This is a genomic window from Mesoterricola sp. JemC181 (genome assembly GCF_055384585.1).
On record NZ_AP045076.1, the window covers coordinates 4,609,519 to 4,625,667 of the forward strand.

Genomic DNA, 16,149 nt, shown 5'->3' on the forward strand with positions numbered 1-16,149 from the left:
CGGCGGGGGGGGCCGGGGGGTTGAGGAGAAGGGACTCGTGCGGTCCCTTAAAAATACACTGTCCGGGCGCAGGCCGGCTTGGGAATTACCAACAACTTATGAATCGAGCTCCACCCGGTCCAGGTACGCCTGGGATCCCTTCATCACGGCCGCGGGCCCCTGGGAGGCCTTCCAGCCCTTTCCGGCGCCCCACTCCCGGGCCAGTTCCACGGCCTCGGGATTCCCCGGCGCCAGGGCCAGCACCTCGGCCAGATCCGCCCGGGCCCGGGCAGCGCGCCCGGTGCGGTGGAGGAGCAGGGCCCGCTTCAGGAAGCCCCAGGAATTCCCGGGCTCCTTCGTCACCACCTCGTCGTACTCGGCTTCGGCCTCCAGGAACCGCCCCTCCTCCTCCGCGGCCTCGCCGCACAGCAGGTTCGTCACGGCGCAGAAACCCAGCCAGGCCTTCTGCTCCCGGAACTGCGCCGGGGTGTAGATGGCCCTGGGCTTCGTGGCCTCGGCCACCTGGGCCAGCCGGCGCAGGGCCTTCTCGGTGTGGGCGTCCACCCGCGCGAAGACCTCGGCATCCCCGGAGCCCCGGAAGAAGTCCGGGCTGATGCGCCCTTCGGCGCGGTACGTGTCGAAGAGCCGCGTACCGGGGTACAGGGCAAGGGGCGAGACCTGCACGTCGTGCGGCAGGGCGCTGCGGATGAGGTCGCAGGTGATCTCCACGTCCGCCCACTCCTCGCCGGGGATGCCGGTGATGAGGTAGATGCCCAGGTTCATCCCCACCTTGCGCACCAGGGTGAGGGCCTTCAGGGCCTGGCGCATGTTGGTGCCCTTGTCCAGGAGCTGGAGCACGCGCTCGCTGCCGTGCTCCACGCCGAACTGCATGAACTCGCACCCGGCGCGCTTCATGGCCACCAGGCGGTCCTCGTCCACGAGGTTCACGCGGCTCTGGCAGTTCCACAGGGGGTGCATGCCCGAGCCCTGGATGAGGTCCATGAGCTTGAGGATCCGCCCCCGGTTGGCGGTGAAGGTGTCGTCCCGGAAGCTGAAGTAGGTGAGGCCGTGGCGCGCGCGCAGGAGGGTCATCTCCCGCAGCACCGCCTCCGGGCTGCGGAAGCGCACGGAGCTGCCCCAGAACTCGGGCGTGTTGCAGAAGTTGCACGTGGCCGGGCAGCCGCGGCTGGTGCTGAGGTAGGAGAGCTGGCCGGGATCGTCCAGGAAGTCCGCCTGGAAGTGCTCCACGGGGGCCCCCATGATGTCCAGGTCCTCCATGGGCGGCGCGCTGGGGGTCTCCCCGTCCCGCAGGATGAGCCCGGGGGCTTCGCGCCACGCGGCGCCGCGCGCCATGACCTCCAGCAGGGGGATCTCCCCCTCGCCCTTGACGATGGCATCCAGGCTCGGGCAGTCCTCGAAGACCTCCCGCGCCAGGTGGGTGGGGTGGGGCCCTCCGGCCAGCAGCACCGCGCCGGGGCACGCCTCGCGCGCCAGGGCCAGCAGGTCGCAGCTGCGCTTGCGGTTGAAGGTGAACATGGAGACACCGATGACGGCCGGATCGTGGCGGCGCAGGTAGGCCAGGATCTCCTTGCGCCCCTTGCCGCTGAGGTTGGCCAGGCGGCAGGCGTGGCCCCGGGACTTGAGCATCGCCTGCAGGAAGCCCAGGCCGATGGGCAGGAAGGTCATCCATTCGTCCCCGTAGCCGCTCTTCGGGGCGCTGTAGAGCAGGAGGGCGCCGCCCCCGCCCATCCCGTTTCCGCCCTTGAGCACCATGATCCCCCCGGTACCATTTCAACACAGGTGACGCGCCCGCACGAATCGACAACAATGGCACGATAGGAACAATGCGGAGCGGCCCGTGGCGGAATCGATCAAGAAGTCCGGAGAGATCCAGGATGTACTGGCCCAGGCCTGCGCCCGCCGGGAGCTCCTGATCCTGGCCACGCCCTACCTGCGCTTCGAGTCCTCCTTCCTGGCGGTCCAGAACGGCGAGCTGCATATCCTGGCGACCATGAGCCGCGAGGACGCCACCTTCGGCCTGCGGGCCCCGGACCTGACCATCCGGTTCCCGGACGGTCTGGGCTTTTTCGAGGCCCACGTGGAGGTGCTGGGACTGGGAATGCTGGAAGGGCGCCGCACGATCCGCCTGTCCCTGCCCAAGTCGCTCACGGAGAACGACCAGCGCGACTCCTACCGGGTCGAGCGCGTGGGGCGGGTGCTCGTCACCTACAGCACCCTCAAGGGGGACCTGCTGCAGGGGACCCTGGTGGACATCAGCGCCACCGGGGCCAAGATCCACGCCCAGCGGGACGTGGACCCCGCGGTCATGGGCCCGGGCACGCCCCTGCTGCTGTCCGTGCCCCTCTCCCCCGAGATCCAGATCGAGACCCGGGCCGAAGTGCGCCACCTGGGCGCCCGGACGCTTGGCCTGGCCTTCCGGCCGGCATTGCCCGAGCGCACGGAGCAGCCCCTGGCCCGGTGGATCTTCCTGCGCCGCGAAGAGGAACGCGAGCGGCTGGCCCAGCGCCTGGAACTGAACGACCGGACCACCAAGCCCCGTCCCGCGGGCCCCACCGGCATCCTCCTGGTCAGCTCGGACCCGGACCTGGAAGTGGCCCTCAGGGAATTCCTGGCCCCCATCCAGCCCCTCATCCGCCTCCCCTACTCCGCCCAGGCCATCAAGGACGCCCTGGCCGCGGGCCCGCCCCTGGCCATCTTCCATGTGAAGGGCACCTCCCTGGACGAGCGGCGCCTCCTGAAGGCGCTGGTGGAGCTCTCCCTCCCCAAGGTGCCGGTCCTCCTCCTGGGCACCCAGGTGGACGGCACCACCCTCTTCGAGCTTTCCGCCGAATGGAGGACCTCCAGCGCCATCGTGTGGAACCCCTCCCGGGGACTCTTCCTCCAGCGCCTGGCCCAGGGCATCATCCGGCGCAACACCCACGGGGGGGACAGCCCCATGGCCCCCGCCGAGCCTTGAGAGGACGAGGGGACATCCAGGTGTAGACTGCTCCGAAAGCGGAGCCTCCCATGACCCGATTCACCCTCGACCGCCGTCGCTTCCTGGGCCTCGCCCTGGCCGCTGGCACCGCCCTGGCCGCCCGCGCCAGAACGCCCGGGGCCGGAGGCGTCTCCCTCGACGAAGCCACCCTGGACCAGATGGCCGAAGGCATGAGGAGCGGCCGCTGGACCGCCGAGGGACTCGCGAAGCACTACCTGGCCCGCATCCGCACCCTGGACCGCGCCTCCCTCCATGCCGTCCTGGAGATCAACCCCGAAGCCCTGGACATCGCCCGCGCCCTGGACCGGGAGCGCGGGGCGAAGGGCCCCCGCGGCCCGCTCCACGGCGTCCCCGTGCTGCTCAAGGACAACATCGACACCGGCGACCGCATGCAGACCACCGCGGGCTCCCTGGCGCTCGTGGGCGCCAGGCCCCCCGTGGACGCCCCCATCGTGGCGCGCCTGCGCGCCGCGGGGGCCGTGATCCTGGGCAAGACGAACCTCAGCGAGTGGGCCAACCTGCGCTCCTCCCACTCCATCAGCGGCTGGAGCGGCCGGGGCGGCCTCACCCGCAACCCCTACGTCCTGGACCGCAACTGCTCCGGCTCCAGCTCGGGTTCCGGCGCCGCCGTGGCGGCCAACCTCTGCGCGGCGGCCGTGGGCACCGAGACCGACGGCTCCATCGTCAGCCCCGCCACCTCCTGCGGCATCGTGGGCCTCAAGCCCACGGTGGGGCTCATGAGCCGCGCCGGCATCATCCCCCTCTCCCACACCCAGGACACCGCCGGCCCCATGACCCGCAAGGTGCGCGACGCCGCCATCCTCCTGGGCGCCATGGCCGGCCCCGACCCCCGGGACCCCGCCACCGCCGGCTGCAAGGCCCACCCCGACTACACCGTCTTCCTGGACCCGGACGGCCTCAAGGGCGCGCGCCTGGGCGTGGCCCGCGCCTTCTTCTCCGGGAACCGGGGCGTCATCGCGCTCATGGAGGCCACCCTGAATGCCCTGTCCGCCCAGGGCGCCGTGCTGGTGGACCCCGTGGACGTCCCCACCGCCGACTATGAGAAGGCCGAACTGGAGGCCATGCTCTACGAGTTCAAGGCCGGCCTCAACGCCTACCTGGCCGGGCGCGGCGTCACCACCCCCATCCATGACATGGCCTCCCTCATCGAATTCAACGAACGAATGAAGGACAAGGAGATGCCGCTCTTCGGCCAGGAGTACCTGTACGACGCCCAGGCCAAGGGCCCCCTCACCGACCCCGCCTACCTCAAGGCCCTGGAAACCTGCCGCACCCTCTCCCGCCAGGGCATCGACGCCGTCATGGACAAGCACCGCCTCGACGCCATCATCGCCCCCACCGGCACCCCCGCCTGGGTGACCGACCTGGTCAACGGCGACAACTACGGCACCAGCTGCGCCACCCCCGCCGCCGTGGCCGGCTACCCCCACCTCACGGTCCCCGCGGGCTTCGTGATGGGGCTGCCGGTCGGCCTGTCCTTCTTCGGAAGGGCCTGGAGCGAGCCGGTGCTGCTCAAGCTGGGGTATGCGTTCGAGCAGGCGACGAAGGCGCGGAGGGCGCCGAAGTACCTGGCGACCCTGGGCTGAGGGGGGTCTCCCCTTCTTTCGGGGTCTTTACGGACCCAAGGGAACAGCGCGACGCATACAGGCTCTGCCGAAGTTTGGGCGGCCAGGGCTGACCACGCGTACCGGGCCGTCTCCAAGCCATCACCCCTGGTGAATGGAGAGAAAGAATGGACGCGGAGGTCGCAGGGATTCCACGGAAGGACGTGGGACCTCTCAGGGAAATCCGTGAGGAATATTTATTTTTTCAGAATCTGCACAAGAAAGGTGAATACAAATCCGATTCCATAAAAAATAATCCCATTAACCACGACGCCAGCAAGCCAAACGAACCATGCAATACCACCCGTGCTCCCAACAAAAAACAATTGAATAAATTGTCCCGGACAGATCATAAAAATAAACTTATTTAACAGAAAATACATGTGCGGAGCAGTGTAGTTTTGAAATTGAGTAGAATCCGATAATAAAGGCAGATTAAAAGGATTGGCCATCCGAATATAATAGAACATACCAACAGAAATTAGACCAAGACAAATACCGATAAATGCCATTTTTTTTGGAAGATTTATGTTCATACCTATCCACCTCATTTCCCTGGGTATTTCCGATTCAACAGTTTAACCATTTCTTCCGGCGTCACGACCAGCGGAGCTTGAATACCAGCAATATTCAGCACCTCCTTGACCCATTCCACACAGTTCCGGACTATTGGATGGTATACTTGCGGAACAAGAACCGCTTTTTCCATGAACTTTACCATCACCAAAGCCTCCTCGTGGGTGATGCGCATCGTTGCTGTAGATATCAAATTTTCCTTCGGATTCATAGGCACGACACGACCTCCGGCAAGCGAAGAGGAAGGCAGCCCCGTTAGGGCTACTCCAAGACCTTCCTTCGCGAGTGCAACGGCCGAATCAAGGGTCGAATCTGGTATAAGGCCGAGCGCCTGCCCCTCGCCGACCTTGATCACAAGATGACCCCAGGCCGTATTACCCGTAATGTGATGGATTTGGACATTGACCCGCCCCGATGGCAGCCCTTCTCCAGCTCGCTCGGCATTCACGAGCCTGGTGATTTCTTCGGTCCTGGATTCCGGGGTCCCCTGGATACCCTTCTGGGCGTCGGCAAGAGCCAGTGTCCGTGTTATCCGCATCGTTCGCATGATCTCGGAACCTTGTTTTCTCAGGGCCTCCTGCAGTTCCCGATCGGCGGCTTTGACAAGGGACTGGGGGTTCCCCTGCGTCTCGAGGGCCTGTTGCAATCTCAACTTGAAAACCGTTTCCTCAAAGGCCTTCTGGTCTGCCTTCCTCTTCGCTTCCTCCGCCTTGGCCTTCTCCCACGCCACGGCCTCGGGAAGAGGCGGCGGCAATCGCAATGACCCTTTTCTCTGGTAAACCGCCGAATAGATATTGTTCGGATCATGACTCCACCGCTCGAATTCCGCGCAGGTCATTCCGTCGGGCCGGGGGCCCCCGCCACCTCCCACCGCGGCGGGCTGGCCCGCGTCCGGCAGTCCTTCTCCTGTGGGAAAAGGTGGACCCGATGGAACATTGGGAACGAACATGGGACCGGGGATCCCCATGAACGGGATCGGACGGTCGCACGGAATCGGCCCGACATGGTAGGGGATGGGTTCCAGGTTGCCCCACACCGTGACCGTGGCGGACCCGGCGAATGGCGGTTTGCCGCCGGCCATCCCGGTGGGGTCCGTGACTTGGAAGGGCCTCCCGGCGGCATATGCGAACGAGTTCCAGGACCGGGGATCGACGCCACGATCGGGGGTCAGGAACCTGTGCCAGGCGGGGCTGTAGAACCTCGCCCTCATGCAGATCAGGCCGCTGGCTTCCGTGCGGAGGTGCCCGGTGTATCCCGTCAGCGGCGTGTAGCCGGGCGAGGCTTCCAGGGTTTCACCCCATGGGCCGAAGTCCTGACGGCCTTCGATTGTCCCGGTGGAACCGGAGGTGACGATCCTTGGCGTGCCAAGGTGGTCAGAATGCAGTTCATGGACGCCCCCACGATCCACCTCGGCGAGGGCCTCCTCACCCAGGTAGAGGATGTCCCGACCCCAGCGCCCGTCTCCGAAGTATTCGGACAGGAGCCTGCCGTCGTTCAAATAAACGAATTGCCGATCCGCCCCATGGTCCGCCGAGTCCGAGAATCCCGCCATCAGGCCTTGGGGTGAATAACGGTACCTCTGGACGCCGCCGGATTGGGATCCAGCAACTTCCGCCAGACGTCCGAATCCATCCCATGCAAGGTTCAGGCATCTGCGGCTTCCCGTGCCCGTACCCATCTGGGAAGGCTCTCCGCTGGGCTCGACGACCCATCCGGTCAGGGCACCATTGGGCTGAATCCCGGGCATCCGGTTTGCGGGCAGCGGCGCAAAGGCGAAACCATTAAACGCGGCGGGCGGGACTCCTGATACCTGATGGGAGATGGCATTGCCGAAACCATCGCTCTCATGGAAGGTGTGCAAACCCAAGCCCACGGCTTCCTGGAGCCGGCCCGCCGAATCGTTGCGCAGCATCCATTCGCCCGCGGAAGCCAGTTCCATGCCGTCCCACGCGTAACTCCGGGACTCCACTCCACCCAGGTGGGACACCTCCCAGCCCAGCCAGCGGCGGCCCTCCCCTTCCCATTTCCAGGAACTGGCCGCGCCGCTGGCAAAGCCGAGGCGGGTGCGATTCCCCCATCCATCGTAGGCGACCGAGGCCAGCAGAGCGCCATCGTGGATCACCTTCTCGACCCGATCCAGGCCGTCGTAGCCGTATTCGACGACACGGCCTCCGGGATAGGTCATCCGGCCAATTCCCCCATTGGAATCGTAGGCGAAGCGCGTGGTCCGCTCGACGCCGCCCAGGACAATGGTTTCCGAATCCATGCGAGCCCCCGGTGCCGAATAGGTGAACCTCTGGCTCACGCCATCCGGACTTTCCCGCCCCATCAGGAACGGGCCGCGGTAGGTGGCCGCAAGCCTCTGGCCGCCCGACTGGGCTTCGGCGACCCGGCCCAGGGCGTCGAACACCCTCCGGATGCTGCGGCCCGCGGCATTCGTCTCCAGGCCGGATTGCCCCCTCGCATTGAAGTCCGCGAAGACCGTAGTGCCCGTCTCGGGCTCCGCAATGGCGGTGAGGTTGCCGATGCCGTCGAAGGTGAATTGACGGGTCTGGATCAGGCCTCCAGGTTCCTGCCGGATCAACCGGGTCGTCTGACCGAACTCGTTGTAGGTGGCCCGGGTCGTGCCTTCCACATCGGTCCGGGAAACGATCCGGCCCCAGGGATCGAAGGCCAGGGTCAAACCTGAGCCGATCTCCACCACCTGCGACGTGCCTTCCGCCCGGTAATTCAGGATCGGGTCCGTGCCATGCGGGGATCGGTCCAGGCGGATCCGGTCGAGCGCGTCGTAGGCGACACTCCGGACCAGCCGGGTGGTCTTCCCGACGCTTTCCTGCACCGACACGACTCGGCCCATCGTGTCGAAGGAAAACGTCTCCTTTACGCCGTCGCCGCGAAGTCTGGACTGGAGGCGCCCGAATCCGTCCACGGCCTCCAGGCCGTTGAGGCGCCCCTGGGTCCAGGTGCGGGTCTGCTCGTCCGGATAGGCGTACGTGAGCTCCGGCATTCCTGGCGCCTTCACGTTGAGGAGGCGGCCCCACATGTCGTACGTATAGGACGTGGCATTTCCTCGCGCATCCGTGTATTCGGCAACCTGCCCCCGATCCGTGTAGGACCATGCTTCCCGGAGAGGCTCGGCGAGGCGTTCCCCAGAAGTGATCAGCCCGATCGGCCCGAGCGGGCCCTGCTCCCACGTTCGGATCATTCCTGGATCCGGGGTCCAGGACGCCACCATCTGTGAACGGGTCCGCCGCCCCTCTGGATCGGTGGTGAACGATCCGCCCCGCTCCTGGCCTCCGGCGAGGAGGGAATGCCGGGTCAAGGCGCCCTGGGGCGACCGGATCCACCGTTCCACGACCGGCGGAAGCCCGGCCCTGGCCGTGACAACCGAGCAGGGGGGTTCACCCGGGAGGGCGCTGGCAGGTTCCATCGTCCGGATCTGCACCTGCTCGCCACCGACCACCAGGGTCTCTGTCAGCAGCCGCCGGGTGGACGGGTCGATGGCACGGAGCACGTCCATTGTTGGCCTCCCACTGGCCGTCACATGGATCCCGGCCGGAAGACAGCGGCCATCATCGCCCGGAAGCAGCGGATCTAGAATGGTCATCCTTTCCGTTCCCGACGATCCCGCAATCCGCTCGGAACGCAGGAAAGGGTTGGCCACGGTCGCGGAGAAGGTGTACTCCGTCCTGCGGTCCTCCGTGGCCTCCCCATCGGAATAGGCAGCCGTGTGGCTGACAGTCCATGTCTCGCCCCCCGGAGGGTCGCGGCGCCAGGTCTGCTCGAATACGGTCCCCGTACCGACGTCCAGGTCAACGGACCTCGTGACGCCCAGGAGGCTGGTTCCATCCGGATACCTGCCTTCCCCCCACGTGAACGTCGTGGCCAGTCCCTGCGGGCTCCGGAGGGTGCGTAGGACAGGAACGCCATTGTCCTCATAGCCGAACGTCCATTCCCTGAGGGCTGCGGCCTCCCCCAGCGAGACCCGGACAGGGCGCCCCGAGGCGAAGGGATCGGTGGATGGAGTCGCCGGATGGCCCCGAACCAGGAGCGGTGGTCCCTGCATGCCGATGAATTCCGCCCGGAGCAGGTCCACCTCGGAATCCGGAGGCCCCCCCATGGCCCAGACGGCCTGGATACCCCTGCTCTGGGGGTTGGTTGCCAGCAGGATGAGGAACGATTCCGGCCCGCGCCGCTCCTCCAGCCAGCGGAAACGGATGGCATGCCCGAACCGGTCGATCCACAGTACCGGAACAAATACCTTCAGCGCATCCTGGTAGGCGTAGATCCGGGCCCGCTGGTGATCAAGGATCACCTTCAGGACGGAGGCAGGCGTGAGTGTGCCTACCTCTGCGCCCCAATGGCCCAAGTCCCGCGGGTCCGCATCACAGGACCCCAGGGTCCGGGCCGGGTCCATGGCGAGCGAGCCCGGAGGAATCGTGAATCCGTATGCCTGGGCCAGCGCGCTTCCGGCGGGCGGAGATGGCTGCCAGTCCGTATCCACAAAGGACCTTCCATCCTCGAGCACCTGGCGTCCGGGTCTCCCGCCCAGCGCAGGGGCGATGAATCCGAAATGCAGGGTGCCCTGGTTTCCCTGGTGGCGGTAGACAACCTCCAGAGGCAGGTCTCCGGGGACCCTGCCGGCCGTCAGGACCCAGGAAAGGGCACCTGTCGAGGCCTCCACCCGATATTTCGCGCCGGTGGAGGGCGACCAGGGCCACAGAGCGGCAGGGGACAGGAACATGACGAAAGCAGACAGGGCTCCGCCCACACGGTGGTTTCTCACGGTTTCCACTCCATCTGGCAAACGGGTGAACTTCACGATCCCGTGGGGCCCTGCCGGGCAGGGTTCCCCCGCCGCCCGAAATGCTCGCCGAGCAGCCTGATGGGACCCCCACGCGCCCGCGCCACGGCCTTGGGCCGGACCACGCACCGCATGGGAATGGAAATCTAGATCACGGGCTCCCCCGCGCAAGCCTGCGGCGAAGCCCAGTCAGGGCTTGCCCCTGCCTCCATTCACGTTGGAGCCTGAAAAAAACAGGGTGAAACCGCGACCCTCTAGGTCTTCTTGAACTGCCGGTCGTAGGCTTCCTGCGCGTATTTGCTGGGCGGCACGCCGAACCGGCGCTTGAAGGCGCGGGTGAAGGCGGAGGCGTCGTAGAAGCCCAGGGACTCGGCCACGTCCAGCGGGCGTTCGCCGTCGGACAGGAGCTGCACGGCGCGCTGGAGCCGGCGTTCGATGAGGTACTGGTGGGGTGTGGTGCTGGTGGCTTCCCGGAACAGGCGGATGAAGTGGTCCGGCGTGCAGCGGGCCAGCTTGGCCATCTCGGGGACGCTGTTGGGAGCGCCCAGGTGGGCTTCCATGTGGTCCAGGACCAGCTGCAGGGTGGAACGGCTCAGGCGGTAGGGGAACCGCGCGCGGTCCTCCTTCTCGCACAGGCGGTTCAGCTCGGCGCCCAGCAGGATGAGGAAGAGCTCCCGGGTCATGAGCTGGAGGCCGTCGGGATTGGAGATCTCCTGGCTGAAGATCCCGAAGAGCTGCTTGAGGCTCTGGCTGCGGAGCACCGCGAAGCTCTGCTCCTGCCACTTGCGGGGCGGGTGCTGGAGGATGGAGACCAGGGGCTCCGGGAAGGGGCCGTCCATCTGGAGGGCCGTGAAGCCGAACGGCGAGTCCGGGTGATGGCGCTTGAAGGTGTGCCCGAAGCCCGGCATCAGGAGCGCGAGGCTGCCCCGGGGGATGACCCCCTCCTCGATGTCCTCGCCCGTGCAGACCCGGATGGGGCTGGTGGGCAGCATGAGGGTCCAGGATTCGTTGGAGGGCATGGCTTTGGCCGGAATGGGATCCCGCTTGAGGATCACCAGACGCAACGGGCCGCTGGTGTGGGTTTGGACGTTCTTGGTGTCAGGACCGGTCATGGGCTTTTTCTTCAACACATGAAGAGGAAGGGTGGATGGACGGACCCGTTGGGAGCGCTGCGCCCCTTCGGGCCAACCCCCGGGTTGTAGGCTTCGGATTTCAATCTTTTGAAAGCATATCCGCGATGCTTTTTAACAACCACAACATGCTTTTGTCCAATTGCAAAAAAATCGGGTTTTTCCCGGAAGCGGACGTCCGGGGACCCGAAAAGGCCCGGGCACCCCCCGGTTGGGGGGTGCCCGAGCCCTTCAGCCGTTCGGTGGGGACTAGTAGCCGACCTGGACGGACAGGACGAGGCTGTCGCCGCCCTGGGCGCCGGACTGGCCGGCGATGGAGCGGAGGAAGTTCTTGCTGCGCATGATGTAGTCGAGCTTCAGCTTGCCGTAGGTGTTCTTGGTGGGAACGAACACGTAGTTGTAGCCGATGGTGGTCTCGGTGTACTTGGGCGAGAAGTCGCCGCCGGCGTTGAGGCCGGTGGTGGGCTTGTAGGGATTGACCGTGCCGTAGAAGTCGTCGCCGGAGTTGTAGTTGAACATGTCGTAGCGCGCGCCGATCTGGTGGGCGCCCATCTTGTAGACGCCGGTGATCGCGTAGGCCTGGAACTTCTGGTCCAGGTGCTCGCGGCTCGGGGCGGCGGCGGCGGCGAAGAGGGTGGGGAAGCGGCGGCCGAGGTCGCCGGTCGCGAACTCACCCAGGATGTGGATCTTCTCGGTGTTGAAGGAGTAGAACAGGCCGGTCGCGGTGGTTTTGTCGCGGTTGTCCAGCAGGGCGGCCTGGGTGACGCCGGCAGCGGTCCAGTTGGCGGGCAGGGTGGCGGCCACGGTGGTGGAGGTCTTCAGGTTGGTCTCGCCGGTGCGGTACCACAGGCCGAACTTGTGGGCGGGGGTGAAGCTGCCGTCGAAGCGGAAGGTGTAGTCCTTCTGCGCGTTCTGGTCCACGGCGGTCTTGCCCGCGGTGCCGTCGTCGGTGGTGCCGTTGGAGATGGCGGCGGTCACGTTGCCCTTGAAGGCGTCGGCCTTGCCGTAGCTGTAGGTGGCGATGACGCCGCGGTCGCGGCGCTCGCCGAGGATGCGGCTGATCTGGGCGCGGTCGAAGAAGTAGATGTCGCGGGCGGACATCAGGGTGGACTCGTAGGTGGTCGGCATCTTCATCTGGCCGGCCTTTACGGTGACGCCCGTGCCCTTGGGGGTCCAGGTGATGACCCAGTCCTGCAGGGCCACGCCGGAGTTGGTGGTGGCGGCGTTGGCGGCGGAGGAGGTGTTGGTCAGGCTGGGGTCGAACATGATGTAGCCGGCCCACTCGTCGTTGATCTTGTAGTTGCAGTAGATTTCGGCGCGCTTGATGTTGAAGGTGTTCTCGGTGAAGCGGGAGTCGAGGCCGTAGTAGTTGGCCACCACGTTCTGCGCGCCGTTGTTGCGCAGGTTGGTGTCCATCATCTGGGTGTACCAGAATTCGGTCAGGATGTTGACCTTGACGTCCTGGGCCTGGGCGGCGAACCCGGCGGCGGTGAGAACGGCGGCGACGCCGAAGATGCGGGAAATCCTCATGGCTTGGCTCCTGTGAGGGGGTTGGGGTGGGTGGAACCTGAAACGTGCGGACGGATCCGGACCCAAGGCTCAGGGCCTGGGGCGAGAACCGGACTTGCGGAAGGAGGGGTTGAGCATCTAGGAAGAAATGGAACCACAAATCTTGACCAAAAGATCAATAATCCAGAATTTTCACATGAATTTTACGGAATGGTTGACCGCTTAAGTCGTGTTTATCGTTCAATTGCCATGCGATATACATCGCTCGCTGGGCGGCCGAGATGCCGAGCGAGGGGCTTGACCGCCTCCCTCAGCGTCATGCCCCCTTCCCGGGCGGCATCCACGAACCGGACGGCCCATTCCGGCAGGGCCGCCTGGTCCTCCTCGATTTCCAAGTCCTCTGAAACCGTGCGTTTCGCGTCGGCACCTGCCATCACGAGGACCATTTCCCCCCGGCCTTCCGAGCCCAGGGCCGCCTGCACCTGGGCCGGTGTCCCCCGGTACCAGGTCTCGTGGAGCTTGGTCAGTTCCCGGCCCAGGGCGATCTCCCGTTCCGGCACGATCTCCTCCAACTCCAATAAAGTTTCATGAATCCGATGGGGCGTCTCGAAGACCACCACCGTCTCCTCCTTGGCGGCCAGCCGGCGGAGAGCGGCCTTCCGGGGCTCGCTGCGGGAGGGCAGGTAGCCCCAGAAGCTGAAGGTGTGGCTGGGCAGGCCCGAAGCCACCACCGCCAGGGTCACCGCCGAAGGCCCCGGCAGCACCGTGACCCTGGCCCCGGCTTCCCGGGCCAGCCGCGCCAGCTCGAAACCCGGATCGTTGACGCCCGGCATGCCCGCGTCGGAGCAGTAGGCCACGGTGCGCCCCCCGGCCAGGGCCAGCGCCACGCGCTCCCGGGCCTCCAGCGGGGCGTGGTCGTCGAAGCGCGCCAGGGGCTTCTCGAGGCCCAGGTGGGCCAGGAGGCCCCCGGTGCGCCGCGTGTCCTCGCAGGCCACCAGGTCGCATCCGGCGAGGGCGTCGCGCCCCCTTTCCGTCATGTCCCCCAGGTTGCCGAGGGGGGTGGGCACGAGGATGAGATGTCCAGCCAAGGGGGCCTCCACGGTTATTCTGGCAGACTTCAAGTTCCCCAACCGCCTGGACGAGCCCATGCCCCGGAAACCCGAACCCGTCACCCAAGCCCAGGCCCGGCGCCTGCTCCTGGCGGCCCAGGCCCTGATGGGCCCGCCCCCTGCGGGCCTGGACGCCCTGATCCGGCAGCTGGGCTACGTGCAGATGGATTCCATCAACGTGGTGGAGCGCGCCCACCACCTCATCCTCGGCAGCCGCCTGGAAGGCTACGCTCCCGCCGATTTCGACGCCCTTTTCCAGGGCGACCGCAGGCTCTTCGAGCACTGGACCCACGACGCCTCGGCCATCCCCATGGCCTTCTACCCCCACTGGAAGGTGCGGTTCCCCCGCAGCCGCGCCCGGATCCTCCAGAACGCCTGGTGGCGGGAGCGCGTCGGGGACAAGGTGGAGGAACTCCTGAACCTGGTCCTGGAGCGGATCCGCGTCGAGGGCCCCCTGCGCAGCGCCGACTTCGAGCACAAGCGGGACAGTCGAGCCAACGCGTGGTGGGGCTGGAAGCCGCAGAAGGCCGCCCTGGAGTTCCTCTGGCACGCCGGAGAGCTGGCCGTGGCGAAGCGCGTGAACTTCCACAAGGTGTACGACCTTCCCCAGCGGGTCTTCCCGCAGGCCCACGCCCTCCCGGCCTCATCCCCCGGAGAGCACCGGGAGTGGGCCTGCGCCACCGCCCTGGACCGCCTGGGCGTGGCCACGCCCCGGGAGCTCGCCGCCTACTTCAACGCCCTGGACCCGACCGAGGCCGCGCAGTGGTGCGCCGCCGCCGTCAAGGCCGGCCGCGCCCGCCCCGTGGAGACCGAGGACGGCCGCAAGGCCTTCGCGGTCGAGGACTGGAAGGCGCGCGTCGCGGACCCGCCGGAGCGCACGGTCCTGCTCTGCCCCTTCGACCCCATCCTCCGGGACCGGGCCCGCGCGCTGCGCCTTTTCGATTTCGACTTCCGGTTCGAGGCGTTCGTGCCGGAGGAGAAGAGGCAGTACGGGTACTACGTGCTGCCGATCCTGGAAGGCGAGTCGCTGGTGGGCCGGCTCGACCCCAAGTTCCACCGGGAGCGGGGCGTCCTGGAGATCAAGGGGCTCTGGTTCGAGAAGGGCGTCCGCGCCACCAGGGCGCGCAAGGCCGCCGTGGCCCGCGCCGCCGAGGCCCTGGCCGCGCGCATCGGAGCGAAGGACGTGGACTGGACCTGATCGGGTCCTTTCTTCCTCGACGAACCTCGGCCCCTCGGCCACCTCGGCGATGCAATTCTGTTTCACGACCCTGCGGCGCGTTGAATCGATGCGCCGAAGGGTTCAAGAAAAGAAGGGCATCGCCGAGGTGGCCGAGGAGCCGAGGTTCGCCGAGCAAGGATAAGGGCTAGTAGCCTTCCCCGTCCGCGGCGGCCTGGACCTTGCCGCGGTGGATGCGGAACAGCATGGCGAAGTAGGCGATGACGATGGGGAACGCCAGCAGCCACCAGATCAGCCCCGACCGCATCCCGTAGGCCCCGACGTTGGCGTTGTGGGCGTCCAGGCTGAAGGCGGGATCGAGCGTCGACCGGAGCATCACCGGCCACACGCAGCCCGCGGTCGCGGCCAGGAGGCCCACGATGAAGGCGCCGGAACCCAGGAAAGCCAGGAGGGGGCGTTCCTTCCACAGGCCCGCGGCCACCGTCCCCAGGCCCGCCAGGAAGAGCGCCATGCCGGCCCAGGCCAGCGGGGCATGGGGAAGCCTCGCGTAGACCTCCGGATTCACCCAGGCGGTGGCGAAGGTGGCGCCGAGGGCCAGGGCGGCCACGGACGCCCACAGGGGGCGGGCCGCGGCGAGGCACCGCCGATGGACCGGGCCGGAGGTCTTCCAGGCCAGGAAGAGGGCGCCGTGGGCCGTGAGCGTGGCCAGCACCAGGAGGCCCATGAGCAGGGTGTACCAGTCCAGGATCCCCACGGGGTTCCCCACGCCCCAGTGGGTGAAGAGCGGGATGTTGAAGAAGCCCGAGCCGTCCAGGGGCACGCCCCGCACCACGTTGCCCAGGGCCGCGCCCAGGAGCACGGGCATGAGGGTGCTGGACACGGCGAAGGCCCCGTCCCAGAAGGCGCGCCAGAGGCGGTCCGCCACGTGGGACCGGAACTCGATGGAGATGCCCCGGAGGATCAGCGTCCAGATCACCATGAACATGGCCAGGTAGAACCCCGAGAAGCCCGCCGCCAGGACCTTGGGGAACCCCAGGAAGAGCAGGCCCCCGCCGGCCAGGAGCCACACCTCGTTGCCGTCCCACAGGGGGCCGATGGCCGCCAGCACCTCCCGGCGCTCCTTGTCGCTGCGCGCCACGAACAGGTGCAGCGCCCCCGCCCCGAAGTCGAAGCCGTCCATCACGGCGTATAGCGCCACCACCACCGACACCATCCAGAACCAGAGCATCTCCATGGCCGTCT

General features: G+C 66.8%; 9 protein-coding genes. 3 read left to right on the plus strand and 6 right to left on the minus strand.

Going from position 1 to position 16,149, the window contains the following annotated elements; genetic code table 11:
- Positions 1-96: 96 nt before the first annotated feature.
- A complete protein-coding gene (locus ACZ5MC_RS20150; RefSeq protein WP_464516630.1) occupies positions 97-1,752 on the minus strand; it encodes a B12-binding domain-containing radical SAM protein in 1,656 nt (551 codons plus the stop codon).
- Positions 1,753-1,837: 85 nt separating this feature from the next.
- Between ACZ5MC_RS20150 and ACZ5MC_RS20155 the strand changes: the two genes are divergently transcribed.
- Both ACZ5MC_RS20155 and ACZ5MC_RS20160 read left to right on the plus strand, forming a co-directional pair.
- Positions 1,838-2,956, plus strand: coding sequence for a flagellar brake protein (locus ACZ5MC_RS20155; protein ID WP_464516631.1), 1,119 nt, complete (start codon positions 1,838-1,840; stop codon positions 2,954-2,956).
- A gap of 50 nt (positions 2,957-3,006) precedes the next feature.
- The gene (locus ACZ5MC_RS20160) at positions 3,007-4,584 is read left to right on the plus strand and encodes an amidase (protein WP_464516632.1); all 1,578 of its coding nucleotides are present in this window, start codon (positions 3,007-3,009) and stop codon (positions 4,582-4,584) included.
- Between the two features lie 565 nt (positions 4,585-5,149).
- Here ACZ5MC_RS20160 and ACZ5MC_RS20165 read toward each other — a convergent pair.
- The 4 genes from ACZ5MC_RS20165 to rsmI all read right to left on the minus strand — a co-directional run bounded on the left by ACZ5MC_RS20165 (position 5,150) and on the right by rsmI (position 13,709).
- The gene (locus ACZ5MC_RS20165) at positions 5,150-9,964 is read right to left on the minus strand and encodes an RHS repeat domain-containing protein (protein WP_464516633.1); all 4,815 of its coding nucleotides are present in this window, start codon (positions 9,962-9,964) and stop codon (positions 5,150-5,152) included.
- Between the two features lie 272 nt (positions 9,965-10,236).
- Complete coding sequence (locus ACZ5MC_RS20170; RefSeq protein ID WP_306597695.1) at positions 10,237-11,094, minus strand: AraC family transcriptional regulator; 858 nt, start codon at positions 11,092-11,094, stop codon at positions 10,237-10,239.
- 267 nt (positions 11,095-11,361) lie between these two features.
- Positions 11,362-12,642 (minus strand): porin family protein, encoded by a 1,281-nt coding sequence (locus ACZ5MC_RS20175; RefSeq protein WP_464516634.1) that lies wholly within the window; start codon positions 12,640-12,642, stop codon positions 11,362-11,364.
- Between the two features lie 212 nt (positions 12,643-12,854).
- Entirely contained in the window at positions 12,855-13,709 is an 855-nt protein-coding gene (gene rsmI, locus ACZ5MC_RS20180; RefSeq protein WP_464516635.1) for a 16S rRNA (cytidine(1402)-2'-O)-methyltransferase, read from the minus strand.
- A gap of 58 nt (positions 13,710-13,767) precedes the next feature.
- Here rsmI and ACZ5MC_RS20185 point away from each other — a divergent pair, with 58 nt between their 5' ends.
- Positions 13,768-14,928, plus strand: a complete 1,161-nt coding sequence (locus ACZ5MC_RS20185) for a winged helix-turn-helix domain-containing protein (RefSeq protein ID WP_464516636.1) — start codon at positions 13,768-13,770, stop codon at positions 14,926-14,928.
- Between the two features lie 166 nt (positions 14,929-15,094).
- On the opposite strand, the gene cydB is transcribed toward ACZ5MC_RS20185, so the two are convergent.
- The gene (gene cydB / locus ACZ5MC_RS20190; protein ID WP_306597699.1) at positions 15,095-16,141 is read right to left on the minus strand and encodes a cytochrome d ubiquinol oxidase subunit II; all 1,047 of its coding nucleotides are present in this window, start codon (positions 16,139-16,141) and stop codon (positions 15,095-15,097) included.
- Positions 16,142-16,149 lie beyond the last annotated feature (8 nt).